The organism is Pseudacidovorax sp. 1753, assembly GCF_040544975.1.
Classification (GTDB): domain Bacteria; phylum Pseudomonadota; class Gammaproteobacteria; order Burkholderiales; family Burkholderiaceae_C; genus Xenophilus.
Window position 1 is genome coordinate 30125 of the sequence record NZ_JBEPKY010000034.1, and the last position, 19907, is coordinate 50031.

Annotated in this window: 15 protein-coding genes; 11 read left to right on the top strand and 4 right to left on the bottom strand. The window is 72.2% G+C overall.

What is annotated here, in order from left to right:
* Positions 1-12: 12 nt before the first annotated feature.
* The 4 genes from ABIC63_RS28470 to ABIC63_RS28485 form a co-directional block, all read right to left on the bottom strand.
* Positions 13-960 carry a GGDEF domain-containing protein gene (locus tag ABIC63_RS28470; RefSeq protein WP_354322254.1) on the bottom strand — a complete coding sequence of 316 codons (948 nt, stop codon included), beginning with the start codon at positions 958-960 and terminating at the stop codon, positions 13-15.
* A gap of 87 nt (positions 961-1047) precedes the next feature.
* Positions 1048-3015, bottom strand: a complete 1968-nt coding sequence (locus tag ABIC63_RS28475; protein WP_354322255.1) for an alpha/beta hydrolase — start codon at positions 3013-3015, stop codon at positions 1048-1050.
* Complete coding sequence (locus ABIC63_RS28480; RefSeq protein WP_354322256.1) at positions 3012-4034, bottom strand: Lnb N-terminal periplasmic domain-containing protein; 1023 nt, start codon at positions 4032-4034, stop codon at positions 3012-3014. The genes ABIC63_RS28475 and ABIC63_RS28480 overlap by 4 nt, the downstream gene beginning before the upstream one ends.
* The gene (locus tag ABIC63_RS28485; protein WP_354322257.1) at positions 4031-4708 is read right to left on the bottom strand and encodes a TetR/AcrR family transcriptional regulator; all 678 of its coding nucleotides are present in this window, start codon (positions 4706-4708) and stop codon (positions 4031-4033) included. Before ABIC63_RS28485 ends, ABIC63_RS28480 begins: the two co-directional genes overlap by 4 nt.
* 213 nt (positions 4709-4921) lie before the next feature.
* Between ABIC63_RS28485 and ABIC63_RS28490 the strand changes: the two genes are divergently transcribed.
* From ABIC63_RS28490 to ABIC63_RS28540, 11 genes are all read left to right on the top strand, one after another.
* Positions 4922-6640: a PHA/PHB synthase family protein gene (locus ABIC63_RS28490; RefSeq protein WP_354322258.1), complete on the top strand. Its 1719-nt coding sequence runs from the start codon at positions 4922-4924 to the stop codon at positions 6638-6640.
* 1 nt (position 6641) lies between these two features.
* A complete protein-coding gene (gene fabI, locus ABIC63_RS28495; RefSeq protein WP_354322259.1) occupies positions 6642-7418 on the top strand; it encodes an enoyl-ACP reductase FabI in 777 nt (258 codons plus the stop codon).
* Positions 7415-8869: an efflux transporter outer membrane subunit gene (locus ABIC63_RS28500; protein WP_354322260.1), complete on the top strand. Its 1455-nt coding sequence runs from the start codon at positions 7415-7417 to the stop codon at positions 8867-8869. Before fabI ends, ABIC63_RS28500 begins: the two co-directional genes overlap by 4 nt.
* The gene (locus ABIC63_RS28505) at positions 8866-9936 is read left to right on the top strand and encodes an HlyD family secretion protein (protein ID WP_354322261.1); all 1071 of its coding nucleotides are present in this window, start codon (positions 8866-8868) and stop codon (positions 9934-9936) included. Before ABIC63_RS28500 ends, ABIC63_RS28505 begins: the two co-directional genes overlap by 4 nt.
* Before the next feature lie 7 nt (positions 9937-9943).
* A complete protein-coding gene (gene rbbA / locus ABIC63_RS28510; RefSeq protein WP_354322262.1) occupies positions 9944-12682 on the top strand; it encodes a ribosome-associated ATPase/putative transporter RbbA in 2739 nt (912 codons plus the stop codon).
* Between the two features lie 87 nt (positions 12683-12769).
* On the top strand, positions 12770-13897 hold the full coding sequence (locus tag ABIC63_RS28515; RefSeq protein ID WP_294371293.1) for an ABC transporter permease: 1128 nt from the start codon (positions 12770-12772) through the stop codon (positions 13895-13897).
* Positions 13898-13929: 32 nt separating this feature from the next.
* A complete protein-coding gene (locus tag ABIC63_RS28520) occupies positions 13930-14316 on the top strand; it encodes a hypothetical protein (RefSeq protein WP_354322263.1) in 387 nt (128 codons plus the stop codon).
* Positions 14313-15761 carry a bifunctional enoyl-CoA hydratase/phosphate acetyltransferase gene (locus tag ABIC63_RS28525; RefSeq protein ID WP_354322264.1) on the top strand — a complete coding sequence of 483 codons (1449 nt, stop codon included), beginning with the start codon at positions 14313-14315 and terminating at the stop codon, positions 15759-15761. The genes ABIC63_RS28520 and ABIC63_RS28525 overlap by 4 nt, the downstream gene beginning before the upstream one ends.
* A gap of 78 nt (positions 15762-15839) precedes the next feature.
* A complete protein-coding gene (locus ABIC63_RS28530) occupies positions 15840-17051 on the top strand; it encodes an acetate/propionate family kinase (protein ID WP_354322265.1) in 1212 nt (403 codons plus the stop codon).
* Positions 17052-17075: 24 nt separating this feature from the next.
* Entirely contained in the window at positions 17076-17552 is a 477-nt protein-coding gene (locus ABIC63_RS28535) for a universal stress protein (RefSeq protein WP_354322266.1), read from the top strand.
* Positions 17553-17629: 77 nt separating this feature from the next.
* Positions 17630-19666 carry an acid phosphatase gene (locus ABIC63_RS28540; RefSeq protein ID WP_354322267.1) on the top strand — a complete coding sequence of 679 codons (2037 nt, stop codon included), beginning with the start codon at positions 17630-17632 and terminating at the stop codon, positions 19664-19666.
* Positions 19667-19907: the final 241 nt, after the last annotated feature.

The window sequence follows — 19907 nt, forward strand, 5'->3', positions numbered from 1 at the left end:
TGACTCTTCCAGTCAGGCCTTGACGCCGACGCTGACGCCCACCACCCGATTGCGGCCTTCGCGCTTGGCGCGGTACAGCGCACCGTCGGCCAGGCGCAGCAGCGCATCCGGCGTGTGCGGCTGGGCGCCATCCACAGTGAGCACGCCGAGGCTCGCCGTGACATGGGGCGCGACGTCGGAGTGCGCATGGGCGATGCCCAGGGCCGCGACGGCCAGGCGGGCCTGCTCCGCCACGGCGAGGGCCTGCGCGTGCGACGTGCCGGGCAGGATGCAGGCGAATTCCTCGCCGCCGTAGCGGGCGACCGTGGCACCGGGCACGGCGACGGCGGCCTGGAGGGCCGCCGCCACGCGCTGCAGCGCCAGGTCCCCGTCCACGTGGCCATGCGCATCGTTGTAGGCCTTGAAAGCATCCACATCGGCCAGGATCAGCGACAGCGGTCGGTCCCATTGCCGCTGCCGGCGGCTTTCCGCGTCCAGCTGGATGTCGAAATGGCGCCGGTTGGCCAGCCCGGTGAGCGCGTCGGTCACGCTCAGCCGATAGATGCGGTCGTTGAGCGCGCGCAGCTCGGCCTCGAAACGCTTGCGCTCGGTGATGTCGCGCACGATGGAGCAGTTGAAGCGCCGGCCCTCGTACTCGACGAGGTTGACCGTGACCTCGATGGGGATGTCCACGCCGTCGCGCGACCGATTGACGGTCTCCAGCCGGAAGCTCTTGCGCGCCAGCACCTCGGCCCAGTGCTCGCGCCACCGCGCCTCGTCGAAATGGGGATCGATGTCCCAGACATGCAGGCCCGCCAGCTCTTCGGCGGAATAACCCAGCAGGCGCGTGGTGGCCGGATTCACGAACACGTAGCGGCCGTGCTCGTCCAGCCAGATGATCATGTCGGCCAGCTTGTCCACCGTGACCTGGGTGAGCATGGCCCGGTAGGACGCCTCGCGCGCTTCGTCGTTCTCTGCCATGGTGCGACTCCCGCCTCGTCGGCTCGACCATCCGCTCCCCTGCCTCGATGCCGCCGCGCACGCGGGCGCCGCGATGCATCGCTGTGCCTATTGTTGACGCAGCTGCTCGCGCAGGATGCGGCGCACCTCCAGCATGGCCTGCGGCGTCTCCTGCACGCTGTGCCAGGAGGTGATGACCCGCTCGGACTCGGCGCCGGCCAGGTGGGCGCTGGCATAGGGCACCACGCCGTCGCTGGACTGGGCCAGCGGCAGCCGCGGGTCCTCGCGGCCGATGATGGAGTGATAGCGCACCCGCGGGCTCAGGGGCAGATCGGCCACGGCCCGCACGAAGGGATCTCGGTCGCTCAGGTTGTCGATGCTGTTGGGGATGCGCGGCGGCAGGCCGTTCTCCTGCATCGGCGCGAGCCGCGCCAGCCGGCGGCTCAGGTCGCCCACCTGTTCGAGCATGGCCAGCGGCAGGGTGACGAGATTGGCCACGCGCCGGGCCAGGCCGGTCTCGGCAAAGGGCGTGCCGCGGTGCGGCGCGGCGATGAAGATGGCCCGGTCCACCTGGGGCAGGGCCTGGAAGTCGAAATACTCGGCCAGCTCGCGCTGCAGCGTCGGATCGTCCGCCAGGGCGGCGTCCATGGCCGGTCCCTGGGGCAGCACCGACCACAGGGCGCGGCCCGAGTCCGAAACCAGCAGCCGCGACAGCACGCCGCCCATGCTGTGGCCCACCAGCACCATGTGGCGCGAGGCCGGCGCCGTGCCCTGCGGGTCGAAGTGGGCCAGTGTCTGCTGCAGCGCCTGTGCGATGTTGCGGCGGTTGAGCACCAGTGGCGCATTGGTGGGGTAGTACACCTGCCAGATCTGGTAGTGCTGGCGCAGCGTCTCGTCGCCCAGCACCTCGTTGGCCACGTTGACCCAGGCCTCCGGGCTGCTGGCCAGGCCATGCAGCATGACGACGATGCCGCGCTCGGGGTCGTAGGGCTGCATGAGCTGCACCTGCGGCTGCACGATGCCGTCCGACAGGCCCAGCAGCGTGCGCAGCGCCTGTGTCGCGAAGCCTGAGCGGGCCAGCCACAGCCCGTAGCCGGCCGTGAAGTTGGCGGCCAGCGGCGCGGGCACGCCCGCCAGGTCGACCCGCTCGCTGCGGTAGGGGTCGTACAGGCGCACCTGCACGCGGTGCGTACGCAGCACCTCGGCCGGCGTGCGGCCCTCGAAGGTCAGCAGGGCCGTGAGGGCCGGGTAGCGCATGGGGACGAAGGGCGCGTGGGCCGGGCGGCCTTCCGGCGGCGGCAGCACGGCCACCAGCGGAGCGCCGAAGCCATCGCGCCGGTAGGTGTTGCGCAGGCCGGTGAAGCGCAACGACGAGGCCGCCAGCAGTTCCTGCGGCAGTGGCATGTCGCTGGCGAAGCCGGGACTGTCGAGCCGCGCCGACAGCTGCCAGCGGCCCACGGCGAGTTCGGCCACCTCGCCGGTCGTGGCACCGGCATCGGGTGCGCGGGCGTCGCGCGCATGGCGGTGGAACAGCCGCGTCACGGTCCGCTGCACCGCGAAGTTGTAGTAGTCGCGCACCTGGGTCTGCCGGTCCTCGAAGGCGCGGTCGCCCGGACTGCGGCGCGTGAGGAAGAGGTAGGCCCAGGCATGGCGTGCCGTCTCCAGCCAGGCATCGACCGCGGTGTCATCGGCGTCGCCGCCCTGGCCGGCCGCCTGCGCGTCCGGCGCGATGGCCGGTTGCCGGTCCGACTCCAGCGCGGCCTGCAGCCACAGCTCGGCCAGCGCCGACAGCCGCTGCTCGTCGGTGATGCCCTCGGCCTGCGACAGCGCCTGCCGGCAGGTGTCGGGGGCCTCGCCGCAGTCGTCGATGCCGGCCACGCGCGCGACCTCCTGCGCGGCGCCGCTCAGGCGCCCGGTGGTCAGCACGTCGCCTCGCCGCTCGGCCAGGTAGCGCGCGGGCGAGACGGACGACACCGACACCGCCGCGCAACCGGACACCAGCAGGGCCACGGCGAGCAGGAACAGCGCCGCCCACGGGCCGCGGCCCGACTGGCGCAAGGGCGCCGCCGCGTTCATCGCGCGGCCTCCATGCCCGGGATGCCGCTTCGGATGGCCTGCGAGAACCGCGGGTCGGCATCGGCCGCCGTCGCCCGCTCGGTGATGCGGCCGGCGGCGCGCAGCGTCTCCAGGTCCGCCTTGGCAGCCAGGCCGTCGATGGACTGCAGGTACTCCGGCAGGTAGCCCGAGGCCAGCAGCCGCCAGTCCAGCGGCAGGCCACCCACGATGCGCCGCGCCATGTCGAACACGATGGTGGTGCAGTTGGCCGTGAGCGTGGAATAGAAGCGCGGGTGCGCCGCCAGCGTGATCGACTGGTCCAGGTACGCCAGGAAGAGCGAGCGCATGGCCTCGGGCGGCATGGCGACGCGATAGAGGTAGACATCCTCGCCGCGCACATTGGTGCGCACGCGCAGCACGTCCCGCTCGTCGGCGGCCACCAGGGCCAGTTCGAACTGCTTGAAGAAGCCGGCCACGGCCGAGAAGGATTCGCCGCGCTCCTTGCGGATCTCGACCGAGTACACGAGGTAGCGCGTGCCGCCCTGCCCGTCGTCGAAGCCGAAGGAGACCAGCGTGTGCGCGATGGCCGGACCCATCCAGTACGACAGGGCCATGTCCACGCTTCGCAGGCGGTCGAGGTCGTACTGCCGCGTCTCCCAGCGCACGGTGTAGTCGTCGTCGCTGCGCCACTCGAAGTTGCGCACGTTGCGCAAGGTGACGATGGAGCCGGCCACCGAGGGCTCGATGTGCCGGGCCACATCGTCGGCCCAGTCGCGCGTGTCCGAAGGCGCGATGCGGCCCCACCACACCAGCAGCAGCGCGAAGGCGAGGACATAGGCGGCCAGCGCACGGCCATGGAAGGGCCGCCACGGCCGCCCGATGACCCCGAGCGCGGCCAGGCCCCAGGCCGCCGCGGCCGCGATGCGCCCGCCTTCGGGCAGCGGCAGCCGGTAGTACAGCGCCAGCGCCGCCCACAGGCCCGTGCCCAGCAACACCAGCACGAGCAGGCCCCGGCCCATGCCGATCAACAGTCGCCTCATGGCGACAGCGCCTCACGCAGAAGGGCGATGTGGCTGCGCCGCTGCTGCTCCAGCGTGACGGGTGCGCCCCCGCCCTGTCCGTGCATCAGCTGCCACAGCACGACCTGCGCGATGGGCGCCATCAGCAGCCAGGGCGAGGCCGTAAGCACGCCCTGACCCAGGCTGCCCTGGCGCACGGCGCGGCGCACCAGGCGCTCGACGGCGGAGGCGAAGGGGTCGAGCACGGCGCGCTGCCAGCGCTCCACCAGCGCCTGCACCTGGCGGCCATCGGCCACCACCAGGCGCAGCGTCATGGCCGTCTCGGGCCGCGCTAGGAGGCGGTACACCGGGTCGATCACGCGCTCCACCAGCAGGTCGACGGTGACCATCTGCCCCGGCGCGAGTGCCGCCTCGTCCAGGCCGGCCGGCATGGTGAGCGAGCGGTCGATCAGTGCTTCGAAGATCTCTTCCTTGCTGTCGAAGTGCGCATAGACGCCGCCCTTGGACAGGCCCGCCCGCAGCGCGATGTCGTCGATGCGCGAGGCCGCGAAGCCCTTTTCGTGGAACACCGACAGCGCCGCGTCGAGGATCTGCGCCATGCGCAGCGGCGGCGACAGGCGCTGGCGCGACGGCCTGCCGCCGGGCAGGCCCTCGGCGAAGGTCGGAGGCGGAAGATCGGCGGTCGATGCGGTCATGGGTGTGGCAAGTGACAGAGGCGTGGCGGCAGCGCCGGGCGGCGATTATGGATGGCTCGCGCCGCTAACGACTCATGAGTCGTTAGACATCGGTCCGTTGACATGGATCAATGGGCGCAGACCGGCCGGCTCCTACAGTTTTTTCCAGGCGGCGCCCCCCGGCGCCGCACCGCTTCCCGCCCGTCCCGCCGGGCACCTTCACGCCCTGCCGCCATGCCCGCCCCTTCTCCAATCCCCGTGCCGGCCGCCGATGCCCAGGCCGCCGCCCTCGACATGCAGGCGCGCGCCACCGTGGCCCGCCTGACCGGTGCGCTGTCGCCCATGGCCGGGGTGCTGGCCGCCTTCGACTGGGCCGCGCACCTGGCGGCCTCCCCGGGCAAGCAACTGGCGCTGGGCCAGTTGGCGGTGCAGCAGGCCCAGGCCCTGACCCGGGAATGGGCGCCGGCCACACCCGACGCCTTCGCCGCGCCCGACCGGCGCTTTCGCGCGCCGGCCTGGCAGCACGCGCCCTTCAAGGCCTGGCAGCAGGCCTTCCTGGCCAGCCAGCAATGGTGGGACGCGGCCACGCACGGCGTGCTCGGCGTGGAGCGGCACCACGAGGACCTGGTCGCCTTCAGCGCCCGCCAGTGGCTGGACCTGCTCTCGCCCGGCAACCTGCCCTGGGCCAATCCCGAGGTGATCGAGGCCACGCTGCGCGAAGGCGGTGCCAACCTGCTGCGCGGCCTGCACAACTGGATGGAAGACGCGGGCCGACAAGCGTCCGGCGCTGCCCCGGCCGGCACCGAGCAGTTCCGCGTCGGGCACGAGGTGGCCATCACGCCCGGCAAGGTGGTGCTGCGCAATGCGCTGATCGAGCTGATCCAGTACGCACCCGCCACGCCCACCGTGCACCCGGAACCGGTGCTGCTGGTGCCGGCGTGGATCATGAAGTACTACATCCTCGACCTCACGCCCGAGGAATCGCTGGTGCGCTACCTGGTGTCGCAGGGCCACACCGTGTTCTGCATCTCCTGGAAGAACCCCGGCGAGGCCGAGCGCGACCGGGGCATGGACGACTACCTGCAGCTCGGCCTGCATGCAGCGCTCGACGCGGTGCAGGCCCTGTGCCCGCGCCGCAAGGTGCATGCCGCCGGCTACTGCCTGGGTGGCACGCTGCTGGCCATCGGCGCGGCGGCCATGGCGCGCGATGGCGACGACCGGCTGGCCAGCACCACCTACTTCGCGGCGCAGACCGACTTCTCCGAGCCCGGCGAACTGGGCCTGTTCATCGACGAGAGCCAGCTCAGCCTGCTGGAGGCGCAGATGCGGCAGAAGGGCTACCTTACCGCCCAGCAGATGGCCGGCGCCTTCAGCATGCTGCGCAGCTACGACATGCTGTGGTCGCGCATGGTGGGCGACTACCTGCTGGGCCACCGTGCGCCGATGAATGCGCTGATGGCCTGGAATGCCGACGCCACCCGCATGCCCGCGCGCATGCATTCCGAATACCTGCGCCGGCTCTTCCTGGACGACGACCTGAGCGAGGGGCGCTTTCCGGTGGGCGGCCGGCCGGTCAGCCTGGGCAGCCTGCGCCTGCCCACCTTCATGGTGGGCACCGTCACCGACCATGTGGCACCCTGGCGCTCGGTGCACAAGCTGCACTTCCTCTGCCCGGCGGAGATCACCTTCGCCCTCACCACCGGCGGCCACAACGCCGGCATCGTGAACCCGCCCTCGCCCGACAGCCGGCGCAGCCACCGGTTGCTCACCCGGCCGGCCGATGGCCCCTACCTGGCGCCCGACGAGTGGCTGGCCGCGGCGCCGACGCATGCGGGCTCGTGGTGGCCGGCCTGGCAGCAATGGCTGGCCGCCCACTCTGGCGCACCCGTCAAGCCGCCGCGCATGGGCACGGGCCTGGCCGATGCCCCTGGCAACTACGTCCTGGAGCGATGACATGAACGCCGATCTCTTCTCCCTTCACGGCCGCAAGGGCCTGGTGGTGGGCATTGCCAACGCGCACAGCATCGCCTGGGGCTGTGCGCAGGCCTTCCATGACGCCGGGGCCGAGCTGGCCGTGACCTGGTTCAACGACAAGGCCCAGCCCTTCGTCGAGCCGCTGGCCCAGCAGGTGCACGCCTCCATCGCGCTGCCGCTGGACGTGGAGCAGCCCGGCCAGCTCGAAGCCGTGTTCGCCGCCATCGGCCGCCAGTGGGGGCGGCTGGACTTCGTGCTGCATTCCATCGCCTTCGCGCCCAAGAGCGACCTGCACGGCCGCGTGGCCGACTGCTCGCGCGAGGGCTTCGCGCGGGCCATGGACATCTCCTGCCATTCCTTCGTGCGCATGGCCCATCTGGCCGAGCCGCTGATGCACCGCGGCGGCAGCCTGCTCACGATGAGCTATGTGGGCGCCGAGGAGGTGATTCCCGACTACGGCGTGATGGGCCCGGTCAAGGCCGCGCTGGAGAGCAGCACGCGCTACCTGGCCACCGAACTCGGGCCCAAGGGCATCCGCGTCAACGCCATCTCGCCGGGACCGCTGGCCACGCGGGCGGCGTCGGGCATTCCCAACTTCGAGGCCCTGCTCGACGACGCCCGTCGGCGCGCCCCGCTGCGCCGGCTGGTGGACATCGCGGAAGTGGGCGCCCTGGCCGCCTTCCTGGTCAGCGATGCGGCACGCGCCATCACGGGCAGCACGCTGTACGTGGATGGTGGCTACCACGTGCTCGGATGACCATGCCCCGCCCCATCGCCCCCCTGCTGCTCGTCGCACTCGTCGCGGCCGGCTGCGCACCCATGATCCCGTCCCTGGCCCTGCCAGCGTCGCCGGTGCCTGCCCGATTCCCGGACGCCGCGCCCGTGGCGGCCGTGCCCGTGACCGCGGCGGACCTGGACTGGCCGCAGGCCTTTCCCGATGCCGAGCTGCAGGCGCTGATCGCCCAGGCCCTCGCGCACAACCGCGATCTGCGCACCGCCGCCCTGCGCGTGCAGGAGGCCCGCGCGGCCTGGGGCATCCAGCAGGCTGCGCTGCTGCCCAGCGTGGGACTGGCCACCGATGCCAGCCGCAGCCGCGTGCCGGCCGACCTCAACGTCACCGGCAGGTCCATCATCTCCAGCCAGTACCAGGTGGGCCTCGGCCTGTCGGCCTGGGAGCTGGACCTGTGGGGCCGCCTGCGCAGCCTGGACGAGGCCGCGCTGCAGGCCTGGCTGGCCAGCGACGAGGCCCGGCGCGGCCTCACCCTGTCGCTGGCGACGCAGGTGGCGCAGGGCTGGCTGGCCCTGCGCGAGACCGACGAGCGCCTGGCCCTGGCGCGCGAGGCCATCGCCAGCCGCAACGAATCGCTGCGCATCTTCAGCCGCCGCTTCGACGTCGGCGCCTCCTCGCGGCTGGAGCTGGAACAGGTGCGCATCCTCGCCACCCAGGCGCGGGCGCTGGGCGCGCAGCTCGAACAGCAGCGCGCGCAGCAGGTCAATGCCCTCGCCCTGCTGACCGGTGTGCCCGTGGACCTGCCGCCGCGCAACCAGCCGCTGGCCGATGCCATGGTGGCCGATGTGGCCCCGGGCCTGCCCTCGGCCATGCTGGCCGCGCGGCCCGACATCGCCGCCGCCGAACACCGCCTGCGCCAGGCCAACGCCAACATCGGCGCGGCCCGGGCCGCCTTCTTTCCGCAGCTGACGCTGACCACCAGCCTCGGCACCGCCAGCGCGGCGCTCGACGGGCTGTTCGAGCCCGGCAGCCGCGCCTGGACCTTCGCGCCCAGCCTGTCGCTGCCCCTGTTCACCGCCGGCCGGCTGCGCGCCAACCTGCAGCTGTCCGAGGTGCGGCGCGACATCGCCGTGGCCGACTACGAAAAGACCATCCAGGGCGCCTTCCGCGACGTGGCCGACGCCCTGGCCGCCCGCCAGTGGCTGGTCGAACAGCTGGGCATCCAGAAGGAAGCACTGGCCGCGCAGGCCGAGCGCGCCCGCCTGGCCCGGCTGCGCTACGACGCCGGCTCGGCCGCCTTCCTGGAAGTGCTGGACGCGCAGCGCGACCTGCTCTCGGCCCAGCAACAACGGGTGCAGACGCAGCGTGCGCTGCTCGCCGCCCGCGTCTCCCTCTATGCCGCCCTGGGCGGTGGCGCCCACACCGTGGCCGCCACGCCCATCGCGACCTCTTCCTCCCCCTCCTCTTCCCAGCCATGAAGCCCACGAGCACAAAGCGCCTTCTCATCGTCCTGGCCGTGGCGCTCGCCGCAGGCGGCGCCTGGTACTGGCAGGCCGGCCGCGACAAGGGCTTCGGGCCGGGCTTCGCCAGCGGCAACGGCCGCATCGAGGCCACCGACGTGGACGTGGCCACCAAGCTGGCCGGCCGCGTGCGCGACATCCTGGTGGACGAAGGCGCCTTCGTGAAGGCTGGCCAGCCGCTGGCCACCATGGACCTCGAATCGCTCGACGCCCAGCGCGCCGAGGCCCAGGCCCGGCTGCAGCAGGCCGAGACGGGCGTGGCGGCCGCCGAATCGCAGGTGGCCATGCGCGAGAGCGACCGCCAATCCGCGCTGGCGCTGGTGGTGCAGCGCGAGAGCGAGCTGGACGCGGCCCAGCGCCGGGCCCGCCGCTCCGAAGTGCTCTCCGCCGAGGGCGCCGCCTCGATGCAGGAGACCGACGACGACCGCGCCCGCACCCGCAACGCGCAGGCCGCCCTCGGCGCCGCGCGCGCGCAGGCCCAGGCCAGCCAGGCCGCGGTGCAGGCCGCGGCCGCGCAGGTCACTGGCGCCCGCGCCGCCGTCGGCGCCGCGCGTGCCACGCTGGCGCGCATCGAGGCCGACATCGCCGACAGCCAGCTCACCGCGCCGCGCGATGGCCGTGTGCAGTTCCGCGTGGCGCAGCCGGGCGAGGTGCTGGGCGCTGGCGGCAAGGTGCTCAACCTGGTGGACCTGTCGGACGTCTACATGACCTTCTTCCTGCCCGAAGCCGCCGCCGGCCGCGTGGCCCTGGGCAGCGAGGCGCGCATCCTGCTCGACGCCGCACCGGGCTTCGTGATCCCGGCGCGCATCCGCTTCGTCGACGCCACGGCCCAGTTCACGCCCAAGACGGTGGAGACGGCGAGCGAGCGGCAGAAGCTCATGTTCCGCGTCAAGGCCAGCATCGACAAGGCGCTGCTGCAGCAGCACCTGGAACAGGTCAAGACCGGCCTGCCCGGCGTGGCCTGGGTGCGGCTGGATCCGCAGGCCGAATGGCCCGCCCAACTGGCCGTGAAGACCTCGCGCTGAGCCGCCCATGACCGATTCGCGCCCGCCCGTCGTCCGCCTGCAGAAGCTGCGTCTGGACTACGGCCCCACGCATGCGCTGCAGGACGTGGACCTGGAGGTGCCGGCCGGCCGCATGGTCGGCCTGATCGGGCCCGACGGCGTGGGCAAGTCCAGCCTGCTGTCGCTGGTGGCCGGCGCCCGTGCGCTGCAGCAGGGCCGCCTGGAGGTGCTGGGCGGCGACATGGCCGACCGCCGGCACCGCGCGGCGGTGTGCCCACGCATCGCCTACATGCCGCAGGGGCTGGGCCGCAATCTCTACCCCACGCTGTCGGTCGAGGAGAACCTGCAGTTCTTCGCCCGCCTGTTCGGCCACGCCAGTGCAGAGCGGCGTCGGCGCATCGACGAACTCACGCGCAGCACCGGGCTGCAGCCCTTCCTGGCGCGGCCGGCGGGCAAGCTCTCGGGCGGCATGAAGCAGAAGCTGGGCCTGTGCTGCGCGCTCATCCACGACCCCGACCTGCTGATCCTGGACGAGCCGACCACCGGCGTCGATCCGCTGGCGCGCGCGCAGTTCTGGGCCCTGATCGCGCGCATCCGCCAGGGCCGCCCGCAGATGAGCGTGATGGTGGCCACCGCCTACATGGACGAGGCCCAGCGCTTCGACTGGCTGGTGGCCATGGACGACGGCCGCGTGCTGGCCACCGGCACGCCGCAGGCGCTGCTGGCACGTACCGGCGCGGCCACGCTGGAGCAGGCCTTCATCCAGCTGCTGCCCGAGGAGAAGAAGCGCGACTGGGCGCCGGTGCAGATCCCGCCGCTCGAAGCGGGCGACGACGACATCGCCATCGAGGCCGAGGGCCTGACCATGCGCTTCGGCGACTTCACCGCGGTGGACCACGTCAGCCTGCGCATCCGCCGCGGCGAGATCTTCGGCTTCCTGGGCAGCAACGGCTGCGGCAAGTCCACCACCATGAAGATGCTCACCGGCCTATTGCCCGCCAGCGAAGGCCGGGCCTGGCTGTTCGGCAACGAGGTGGACCCGCGCGACATCGACACCCGGCGGCGCGTGGGCTACATGTCGCAGGCCTTCTCGCTGTACGGCGAGCTGACCGTGCGGCAGAACCTGGTGCTGCATGCGCGGCTCTTCCACGTGCCCGCGGCCGAGCAGGACGCGCGCGTGCAGGAGATGCTGGAGCGTTTCGGCCTGCAGCAGGTGCAGCACAGCCTGCCCGAAAGCCTGCCGCTGGGCATGCGCCAGCGCCTGTCGCTGGCCGTGGCCATGGTGCACCGGCCCGAACTGCTGATCCTGGATGAGCCCACCTCGGGCGTGGATCCGATCGCGCGCGACAACTTCTGGCGCCTGCTGGTGACCCTGTCGCGCCGCGACAAGGTCACCATCTTCATCTCCACCCACTTCATGAACGAGGCCGAGCGCTGCGACCGCATGTCGATGATGCATGCCGGCCGCGTGCTGGACAGCGACGCACCGGCAGCCCTGGTGGCGCGCCGCGGCGCCGCCAGCCTGGAAGAGGCCTTCATCGGCTACCTGGTGGACGCGGGCGGCGGCACGCCCGACCAGGCGGCGGACGAGGCGCCCGCCGCCCCGGCCACCTCGGCTTCTGCGCCGCCCCCGCGCCCCGCCGCCTTCAGCCTGCAGCGCCTGTGGAGCTACCTGTGGCGCGAGACGCTGGAGCTGCAGCGCGACCCGGTGCGCGCCACCATGGCGCTGCTGGGCTCGCTGGTGCTGATGGTCGTGATGGGCTACGGCATCAACATGGACGTGGACAACCTGCGCTATGCCGTGCTCGACCGCGACCAGAGCACGCTCAGCCAGAGCTATGTGCTGGACCTGGCGGGCTCGCGCTACTTCACCGAGCAGCCGCCGCTGCGCGACGACGCCGACATGGACCGGCGGCTGCGCAGCGGCGACATCTCGCTGGCCATCGAGATCCCCTCGGGCTTCGGCCGCGACGTGCTGGGCGGCCGCGACGTGCAGGTGGGCGCGTGGATCGACGGCGCCATGCCCACGCGGGCGGACACGCTGCAAGGTTATGTGCAGGGCATCCACCAGTACTGGCTCGTCGAGCAGATGCGCGCGCGCACCGGCACCGCGCCGGTGGCGGCCGTGCAGGTGCAGTCGCGCTACCGCTACAACCCCGACGTGCGCAGCCTGCCGGCCATGGTGCCGGCCATCATCCCCATGCTGCTGCTGATGCTGCCGGCCATGCTGACGGCGCTGGCGGTGGTGCGCGAGAAGGAACTGGGCTCCATCGTCAACCTCTACGTCACGCCGGTCACGCGCATCGAGTTCCTGCTGGGCAAGCAGTTGCCGTACGTGCTGCTGGCCATGCTGAACTTCCTGCTCATGTGCGCGCTGGCCGTCACGCTGTTCGGCGTGCCCTTCACCGGCAGCTTTGCCACGCTGGCCGTGGCGGCGCTGCTGTTCAGCGTCATCGCCACCGGCATGGGCCTGCTGGCCTCGGCCGTCACCCGCAGCCAGATCGCGGCCATGTTCTTCGCCATGATCGGCACGCTGATCCCGGCCACGCAGTTCTCGGGGCTGACGGACCCGGTCTCGTCGCTGCAGGGCGTGGGCCGCTGGGTGGGGCAGATCTACCCGGCCACGCACATGTTCACCATCAGCCGCGGCGTGTTCAGCAAGGCGCTGGGCTTCGGCGACCTGCAGCAGGCCTTCGTGCCACTGCTGGTGGCGGCGCCGCTGATCGTGGCGGCGTCGGTGGCGCTGCTGCGCAAGCAGGAGGCCTGAGCAGGTGATAACGGATCCACCATGAACGACACCCCGCTCGCCCCATCGCGTCGCGCAACGGCCTCGCCCGCTGGCCGCCGCAGCGCCATCGCCCGGCGCCTGGCCAACATCCTGCGCCTGGGCGTCAAGGAGCTGTGGAGCCTGTGGCGCGACCCGACCATGCTGGTGCTGATCGTCTACACCTTCTCGGTGGCGGTCTACACCGGCGCCACGGCGATCCCCGAGACGCTGCACAACGCGCCCATCGCCATCGTGGACGAGGACCAGTCGCCGCTGTCGCAGCGCATCGTCTCGGCCTTCCAGCCGCCCTACTTCTCGGCGCCGGTGGCCATCGGCCAGGCGCAGATGGACGCCGGCATGGACGCGGGCCGCTACACCTTCGCGCTGGTCATCCCCACCGGCTTCCAGCGCGACGTGCTGGCGGGCCGCCACGCCGAGGTGCAGCTGAACGTGGACGCCACCCGCATGAGCCAGGCCTTCTCGGGCAATGGCGCCGTGCAGCAGATCGTGACCGAGCAGGTCAACGACTTCCTGCGCCGCTACCGCGCCACCACCACGCTGCCGGTGGACCTGGCGCTGCGCGCGCGCTTCAACCCGGCGCTGGAGAAGGCCTGGTTCGGCGGCCTGATGCAGATCATCAACAACGTGACCATGCTGGCCATCGTGCTCACCGGTGCGGCGCTGATCCGCGAGCGCGAGCACGGCACCATCGAGCACCTGCTGGTGATGCCGGTGACGCCCACCGAGATCATGCTGGCCAAGGTGTGGTCCATGGGCGTGGTGGTGCTGGTGGCCGCGGCGGCCTCGCTGCAGTTCGTGGTGCAGGGCCTGCTTGGCGTGCCGGTGGAGGGCTCGGTGCCGCTGTTCCTGGCCGGCACGGCGCTGCACCTGTTCTCGACCACCGCCATGGGCATCTTCATGGCCACCGTGGCGCGCTCGATGCCGCAGTTCGGCCTGCTGCTGATGCTCACGCTGCTGCCGCTGCAGATGCTCTCGGGCACGGTCACCCCGCGCGAGAGCATGCCCGCGCTGGTGAAGGACCTGATGCTCGCCGCGCCGAACACGCACTACGTGGAGCTGAGCCAGGCCATCCTGTACCGCGGCGCCGGCATCGACGTGGTGTGGCCTTCCTTCTTGGCGCTGTTCGTCATCGGACTCGTGCTCTTCGTCATGGCGCTCTCGCGTTTTCGGCGCACCATCAGTCAGATGGCCTGAACGTCCCTGTTTTTCATCGCAAGGAGATTCCCATGCATGACGCCCCTGTCACCCCCCTGCCCGTGGCGCTGGCCACGGCCAACACCGCGCTGGCCCTGCGCACCTTCGCCCTGCTGCAGCAGGCCGGGCGCGAGGCCTGGGAGCGCCGGCTGCGGCTGCTCTCCGACACCGAGGAAGACGCTGTCTCCCAGGTGGGCCATGCGGCCAACACGGGCGACTGGCAGGCGCTCGGCACCTGGCCCGCCGACCTGCTCTGGCGCGGCACGCAGCGCAACCTGGAGGCCTGGCGCACGCTGGTGCAGGGCGGCCTGGCCAGCCAGACCGAGCTGGCCCAGGGCCTGCGCGAAGCCTGGGCGCAGTGGCAGAAGAGCACGGCCGAGGCCCTGGCCCCGCAGGGCCGCCCCAAGGACGGCGCATGAGCACGCCCACCCCGGAGCTGGCCGAGGGCGGCGCCCCAGCCGACGCGCCCCTGGCGCTGGTGCGCAACCGCACCTTCGACGAGATCGCCGTGGGCGACAGCGCCAGCCTGCAGCGCACGTTGACCGCGCAGGACATCCAGCTCTTCGCCGTGCTCTCGGGCGACGTCAACCCGCAGCACCTCGACGCGGAGTTCGCCGCCTCCACGCGCTTCCATGGCGTCATCGCGCACGGCATGTGGGGCGGCGCCCTGATCTCTGCCGTGCTCGGCACGCGGCTGCCCGGCCCGGGCACCGTGTACCTGGGGCAGACGCTGCGCTTCCTGCGGCCGGTTCGGGTGGGCGACACGCTGACCATCCGCGTGACCGTGGCCACGCGCGACGCCGCCAAGAAGCGCCTCACCCTGGACTGCCGCTGCACCAACCAGGCCGGCGAGGACGTGATCGAGGGCGAGGCCACCGTGCTCGCGCCGACCGAGAAGATCGAGCGCCCCGCCGCCACCCTGCCCGAGGTGCGGCTGCATGCGCCCGGCGACGGCCTGCCGCGGCTGCTGGCCCATGTGAAGCCGCTGGGCGCCATCCGCGTGGCGGTGGTGCATCCCTGCGACGCGCTGAGCCTGGGCGGCGCACTCGATGCCCGTGCGGCCGGCCTGATCGAGCCCGTGCTCGTGGGCCCGCGCGCGAAGATCGAGGCCGCCGCCCAGGCCGCCGGACTGGACCTGGCCGGCATCGCCATCGAGGACGTGCCGCACAGCCATGCCGCCGCCGCGCGCGCCGCGGCCCTGGCCGGCGCGCGCGAGGTCGAGGCGCTCATGAAGGGCAGCCTGCACACCGACGAACTGATGGCCGCGGTGCTCGACGCCGCCGCGGGCCTGCGCACCGGCCGGCGCCTGTCGCACTGCTTCCTGATGCAGACGCCGGCCTATCCGCGACCCTTCATCGTGACCGATGCGGCCATCAACATCGCGCCCGGCCTGGAAGAGAAGGCCGACATCGTGCGCAACGCCATCGCCCTGGCCCAGGCCGTGGGCGTGGCCACGCCGCGCGTGGCCCTGCTGGCGGCGGTGGAGACGGTCAACCCGCGCATGGCCGCGACGCTGGACGCCGCCGCCCTGTGCAAGATGGCCGAGCGCGGCCAGATCACCGGCGGCGTGCTGGATGGCCCGCTGGCCTTCGACAACGCGGTCTCGGCGGCGGCGGCGCGCATCAAGGGCATCGAATCGCCCGTCGCGGGCCAGGCCGACGTGCTGGTGGTGCCCGACCTGGAAAGCGGCAACATGCTGGCCAAGCAGCTCGAATACATGAGCGACGCGGCCAGCGCCGGCATCGTGATGGGCGCGCGCGTGCCCATCGTGCTGACCAGCCGCGCCGACTCGCGGGCCGCACGCATCGCCTCCTGTGCCATTGCCGTGCTGCTGGCCCACCGCTGGCGCACCACGCCGCCATGAACCTCGGAGCGAGCCCGACATGAACACCCACCCGCCCCGAAGGGCCCATGCGCCACATGCCAAGCCGGAGGTGGCCCAGTGAACGGGGCCGCCACCGCCTTCATCCTGGTGCTGAACTGCGGCTCGTCCAGCATCAAGTTCGCCCTTTTCGCCGCCGGTGACGGCGAGCCGCTGCGGCGCCCGGCCTGGAACGGCAAGGTGCAGGGCATCGGCGGCCCGGCGCCCGACATCGGCGCCAGCGACCTGCCCGTGTCGCCGCTGGCGCTGTCGGCCGAGCAGCCCTACCACGACGCCCTGGCCCGCATCCGCGACGAGGTGCTGCGCTGGCTGGCCGGTCGGCCGCTGGCCGCCGTGGCCCACCGCGTGGTGCATGGCGGCAGCCGCTACTTCGCGCCGGTGCGCGTCGACGCGCAGGTGCTGGCCGACCTGCGCGGCTACATTCCGCTCGCGCCGCTGCACCAGCCCTTTGCGCTGGAGGCCATGGAGATCCTGCTGGCCGAGCGGCCGGACCTGCCGCAGGTCGCCTGCTTCGACACCGCCTTCCACCACACGCTGCCGCAGGTGGAGCGGATGCTGCCGCTGTCGTGGGACGCCTGGGAGCGCGGGCTGCGGCGCTACGGCTTCCACGGCCTCTCGTACGAGTACATCGCCATCGCCCTGGCCGAGCGCCACGGCCGTGCGCCGGCCGAGGCCGCCCGCACCATCGTCGCCCACCTGGGCAGCGGCGCCAGCCTGTGTGCCATGCAGGGCCTGCGCAGCGTCGCCACCACCATGGGCTTCTCGGCCCTGGACGGGTTGATGATGGGCACGCGCACCGGCGCGCTCGACCCCGGTGCCGTGCTCTACCTGATGGAGATCGAGCGGCTGAGCCTGCAGCAGGTCGGCCACGCGCTCTACCACCAGTCGGGGCTGCTGGGCATCTCGGGCCTGTCGGGCGATCCGCGGGTGCTGCTGGCCCGCGAGGCCGAGGACAGCCCCACAGGCGAACGCGCCCGGGCCGCGCTGGCGCTCTACGTGCGCCGCATCGTGCGCGAGATCGGCGCGCTGGTGGCCGTGCTGGGCGGTCTGGACCGGCTGGTCTTCACCGCCGGCATTGGCGAGCACAACGCCGTGCTGCGCGCGCGCGTGTGCGCGGCGCTGGGCTGGCTGGGCCTGGAACTGGACGAGGCGGCCAACCAGGCCGACCGGTCCCGAATCTCCACCACCGCCAGCCGGGTCGACGTCGGCGTGGAGCCCACCAACGAGGAATGGATCGCGGCGCGCCATGCGGCGGCGCTCATGACCCCCTGAACACCAAGGAAGAGGACCTTCTCCATGTACCACCGTCTCCTGGTTCCCCTCGATGGCAGCGCCACCGCCGCGCTGGCGCTGGACGAGGCCGCGCAGCTCGCGCGCCTGTCGGGCGCCACCGTCGTGCTGCTGCATGTGGTCGACGCCATGGACCACGTCACGGGCTTCGAGCCCCCGCTGGTGCACATCCAGGAGGTGCGGCCCACCTTCCTGCGCAACGGCCAGGCGTTGCTGGACGCCGCGCGGCAAACACTCGAAGCCCAGGGCGTGACGGCGGAAACCGTGCTGCTCGAAAGCCAGGGCGAACGCGTGTCGCAGCTGATCGCAGACCAGGCCAGCCAGTCCGGCTGCGATCTGATCGTGCTGGGCACCCATGGCCGCCGCGGCGTGGACCGCCTGCTGCTGGGCAGCGACGCCGAGCAGGTGGCCCGCATTGCGGCAATGCCGGTGATGTTGGTGCGCCCGCGGGCTGCGACCAAGGCAGCGGCGACGGGCAGCTGAGTGGGGCGCTCTGAGGGCCTCAGAACTGTCACAAACTCTTTTCAGAATCCCGGGCTTTGCCCTCGCCCGAGATTCCCATGCTTCCCGCCCCGGTCTTCCGCCTTCGCACCCTCGTCCTCGCCGTCGCCAGCGCCGCGGCCCTCATGGCCTGCGGCGGGGGCAACGGCAGCAATGTCAGCTTCACGCCCGTCACGAGCGCCGCCCCGTCGGGCAGCAGCACCGCCACCGAGACCGTCACCGTCCCGGCCGAGCCTGCCGGACTGGGCCAAGCCGACACGGCACCGGTGCCCGGCGCCGTCGCCTACGTGGACACCGGCGCCACGAACGTCCGCGACAACCCCTGCAACGTCACCCTGGCCACCAATGCCGGCGCGCGCGTGCTGCAGGGCTTTCTGGACATCTGGACACCCAGCTCGCTCATGGTGGATGCGGGCGTGACCCTGGCCGCGGCCAATGGCTGCCCGGCTGTGACCCCGTCGACCTGGAGCGGCGTCCCTGGCGACAGCACCGACGGCACGGTCAAGAACGCCGCCGTCCACGCCACCAACATCAATTACGTCAAGAACGTCACCCAGGCGCGCACCACGGCCCAGGGCCTGGCGGCCTACATGGACGACCGCCGCGGCAAGGGCTACAGCGTGAGCGACGGCATGGGCCCGCTCACCAGCGCCTGGCGCGCCGGCACGCAGCAGACCACCACCATCACGGCCGTCGACCCCAACACGGCCCTGAGCCCCGCGGTGAGCGACGGCGGCAACAACGTCGGCGTGGGCAGCGCGGGCGGCAATGCCAACCTGGGCCTGGCGGTGGACTTCATCAACGGCCTGGCCGCCGGCTCGACCGAGCCGCCCAAGCGCTTCTACAAGTACGCCCGCCCCTGGCGCTGGAGCAGCGACGTGAAGGTCGTGCCCGCGCTCGAGTCGGCCAAGAGCACCACACCGGCCACCGACGGCGGCTTCCCCAGCGGCCACACGGCCGAGGCCTGGCGCGACACGCTGGCCATGGCGTACCTGGTGCCGCAGCGCTACCAGGAGCTGGTGGCCCGCGCCATGGAGATGGGCGAGAACCGCATCCTGGCCGGCATGCATTCGCCGCTGGACGTGATGGGTGGCCGCGTGCACGCCACGGCCGTGGTGGCCTACAACCTGTCCAGCGTGGCCAGCTACACGCCCGCCGTGAAGAAGGCCGCCTACGACCAGGCCCAGGCCTGGCTGCGCACGCAGAGCGGCAGCGCCGACTTCAACGCCCTGAACACCTATGCGCACACGCCGCGCACCCAGGACAGCACGCAGCCCGACTTCGACCGCTTCAGCGACAGCGCCGCCTGGCGCAAGACCTACCTTCAGCGCCTGACCTACGGCATGGACCGCACCGGCACCGCCGGCCAGCTGGCCACCGTGCCGAAGGGCGCCGAGGTGCTGCTGGAGACGCGCCTGCCCTACCTGAGCGCCGACCAGCGCCGCGTGGTGCTCAAGAGCACCGCCATCGACTCGGGCTTTCCGCTGGGCAACGACGGCGAAGGCTGGGGCCGGCTGAACCTCTTCGCCGCCGCCGACGGCTACGGCCGCTTCGACGGCGACGTGGCCGTCACGCTGGACGCGAGCCTGGGCGGCTTCAACGCCATCGACCGCTGGCGCAACGACATCGCCGGCGCGGGCAAGCTGACCAAGCTGGGCAGCGGCCAGCTGCGCCTGTCGGGCAACAACGGCTACACCGGCGGCACGGTGCTGGCCGCAGGCCTGCTGGGCGCCGACTCGGCCACCGCGCTGGGTGCGGGCGACGTGTTCGTCAAGGGCGGCACGCTGGAGAGCACCGTGGCCGCCGCGCCGCTGGCGCTGGCAGGCCGCTACACGCAGACCGCCGGCACGCTGAGCGTGGTGGCGGGCGCGAACGGCGCCGGCCTGCTGAAGGTGGGCGGCAATGCCGTGATCGCCGGTGGCGACCTGGCCGTGCGCTTCGCCAGCGGCTACAGCCCCAAGGTGGGCGACACGCTCACCGTGATCCAGGCCGCCGGCCGCCAGGGCCGCTTCGGCAACGTGACGGTGCAGGGCTTCGGCAAGGTCAGCGTGAGCTACACGGCCACGGCCGTGCTGGTGCGCATCGACAGTATCTGAGTCAACACCCCCCATGCCGCTTCGCGGCTCCGGGCGGCCGCCAGAGGCGGCTGCTCTTCGGGCACGTCCAAGCCTGCACTTGCAGGCTCGGAGCCGCGGCCCTCAGCCCCACTCGGGCGCCTTCGGCTTGGAGGGGGGCGCACCCAGAGGTTCTATGGTTCTCGTCAAGCGACAGTGGCCGCCAGGCGGGCATCGAACATCGCGTGTTGCTTGAACAGCGAGAAGGCCACGCGCATGAGCT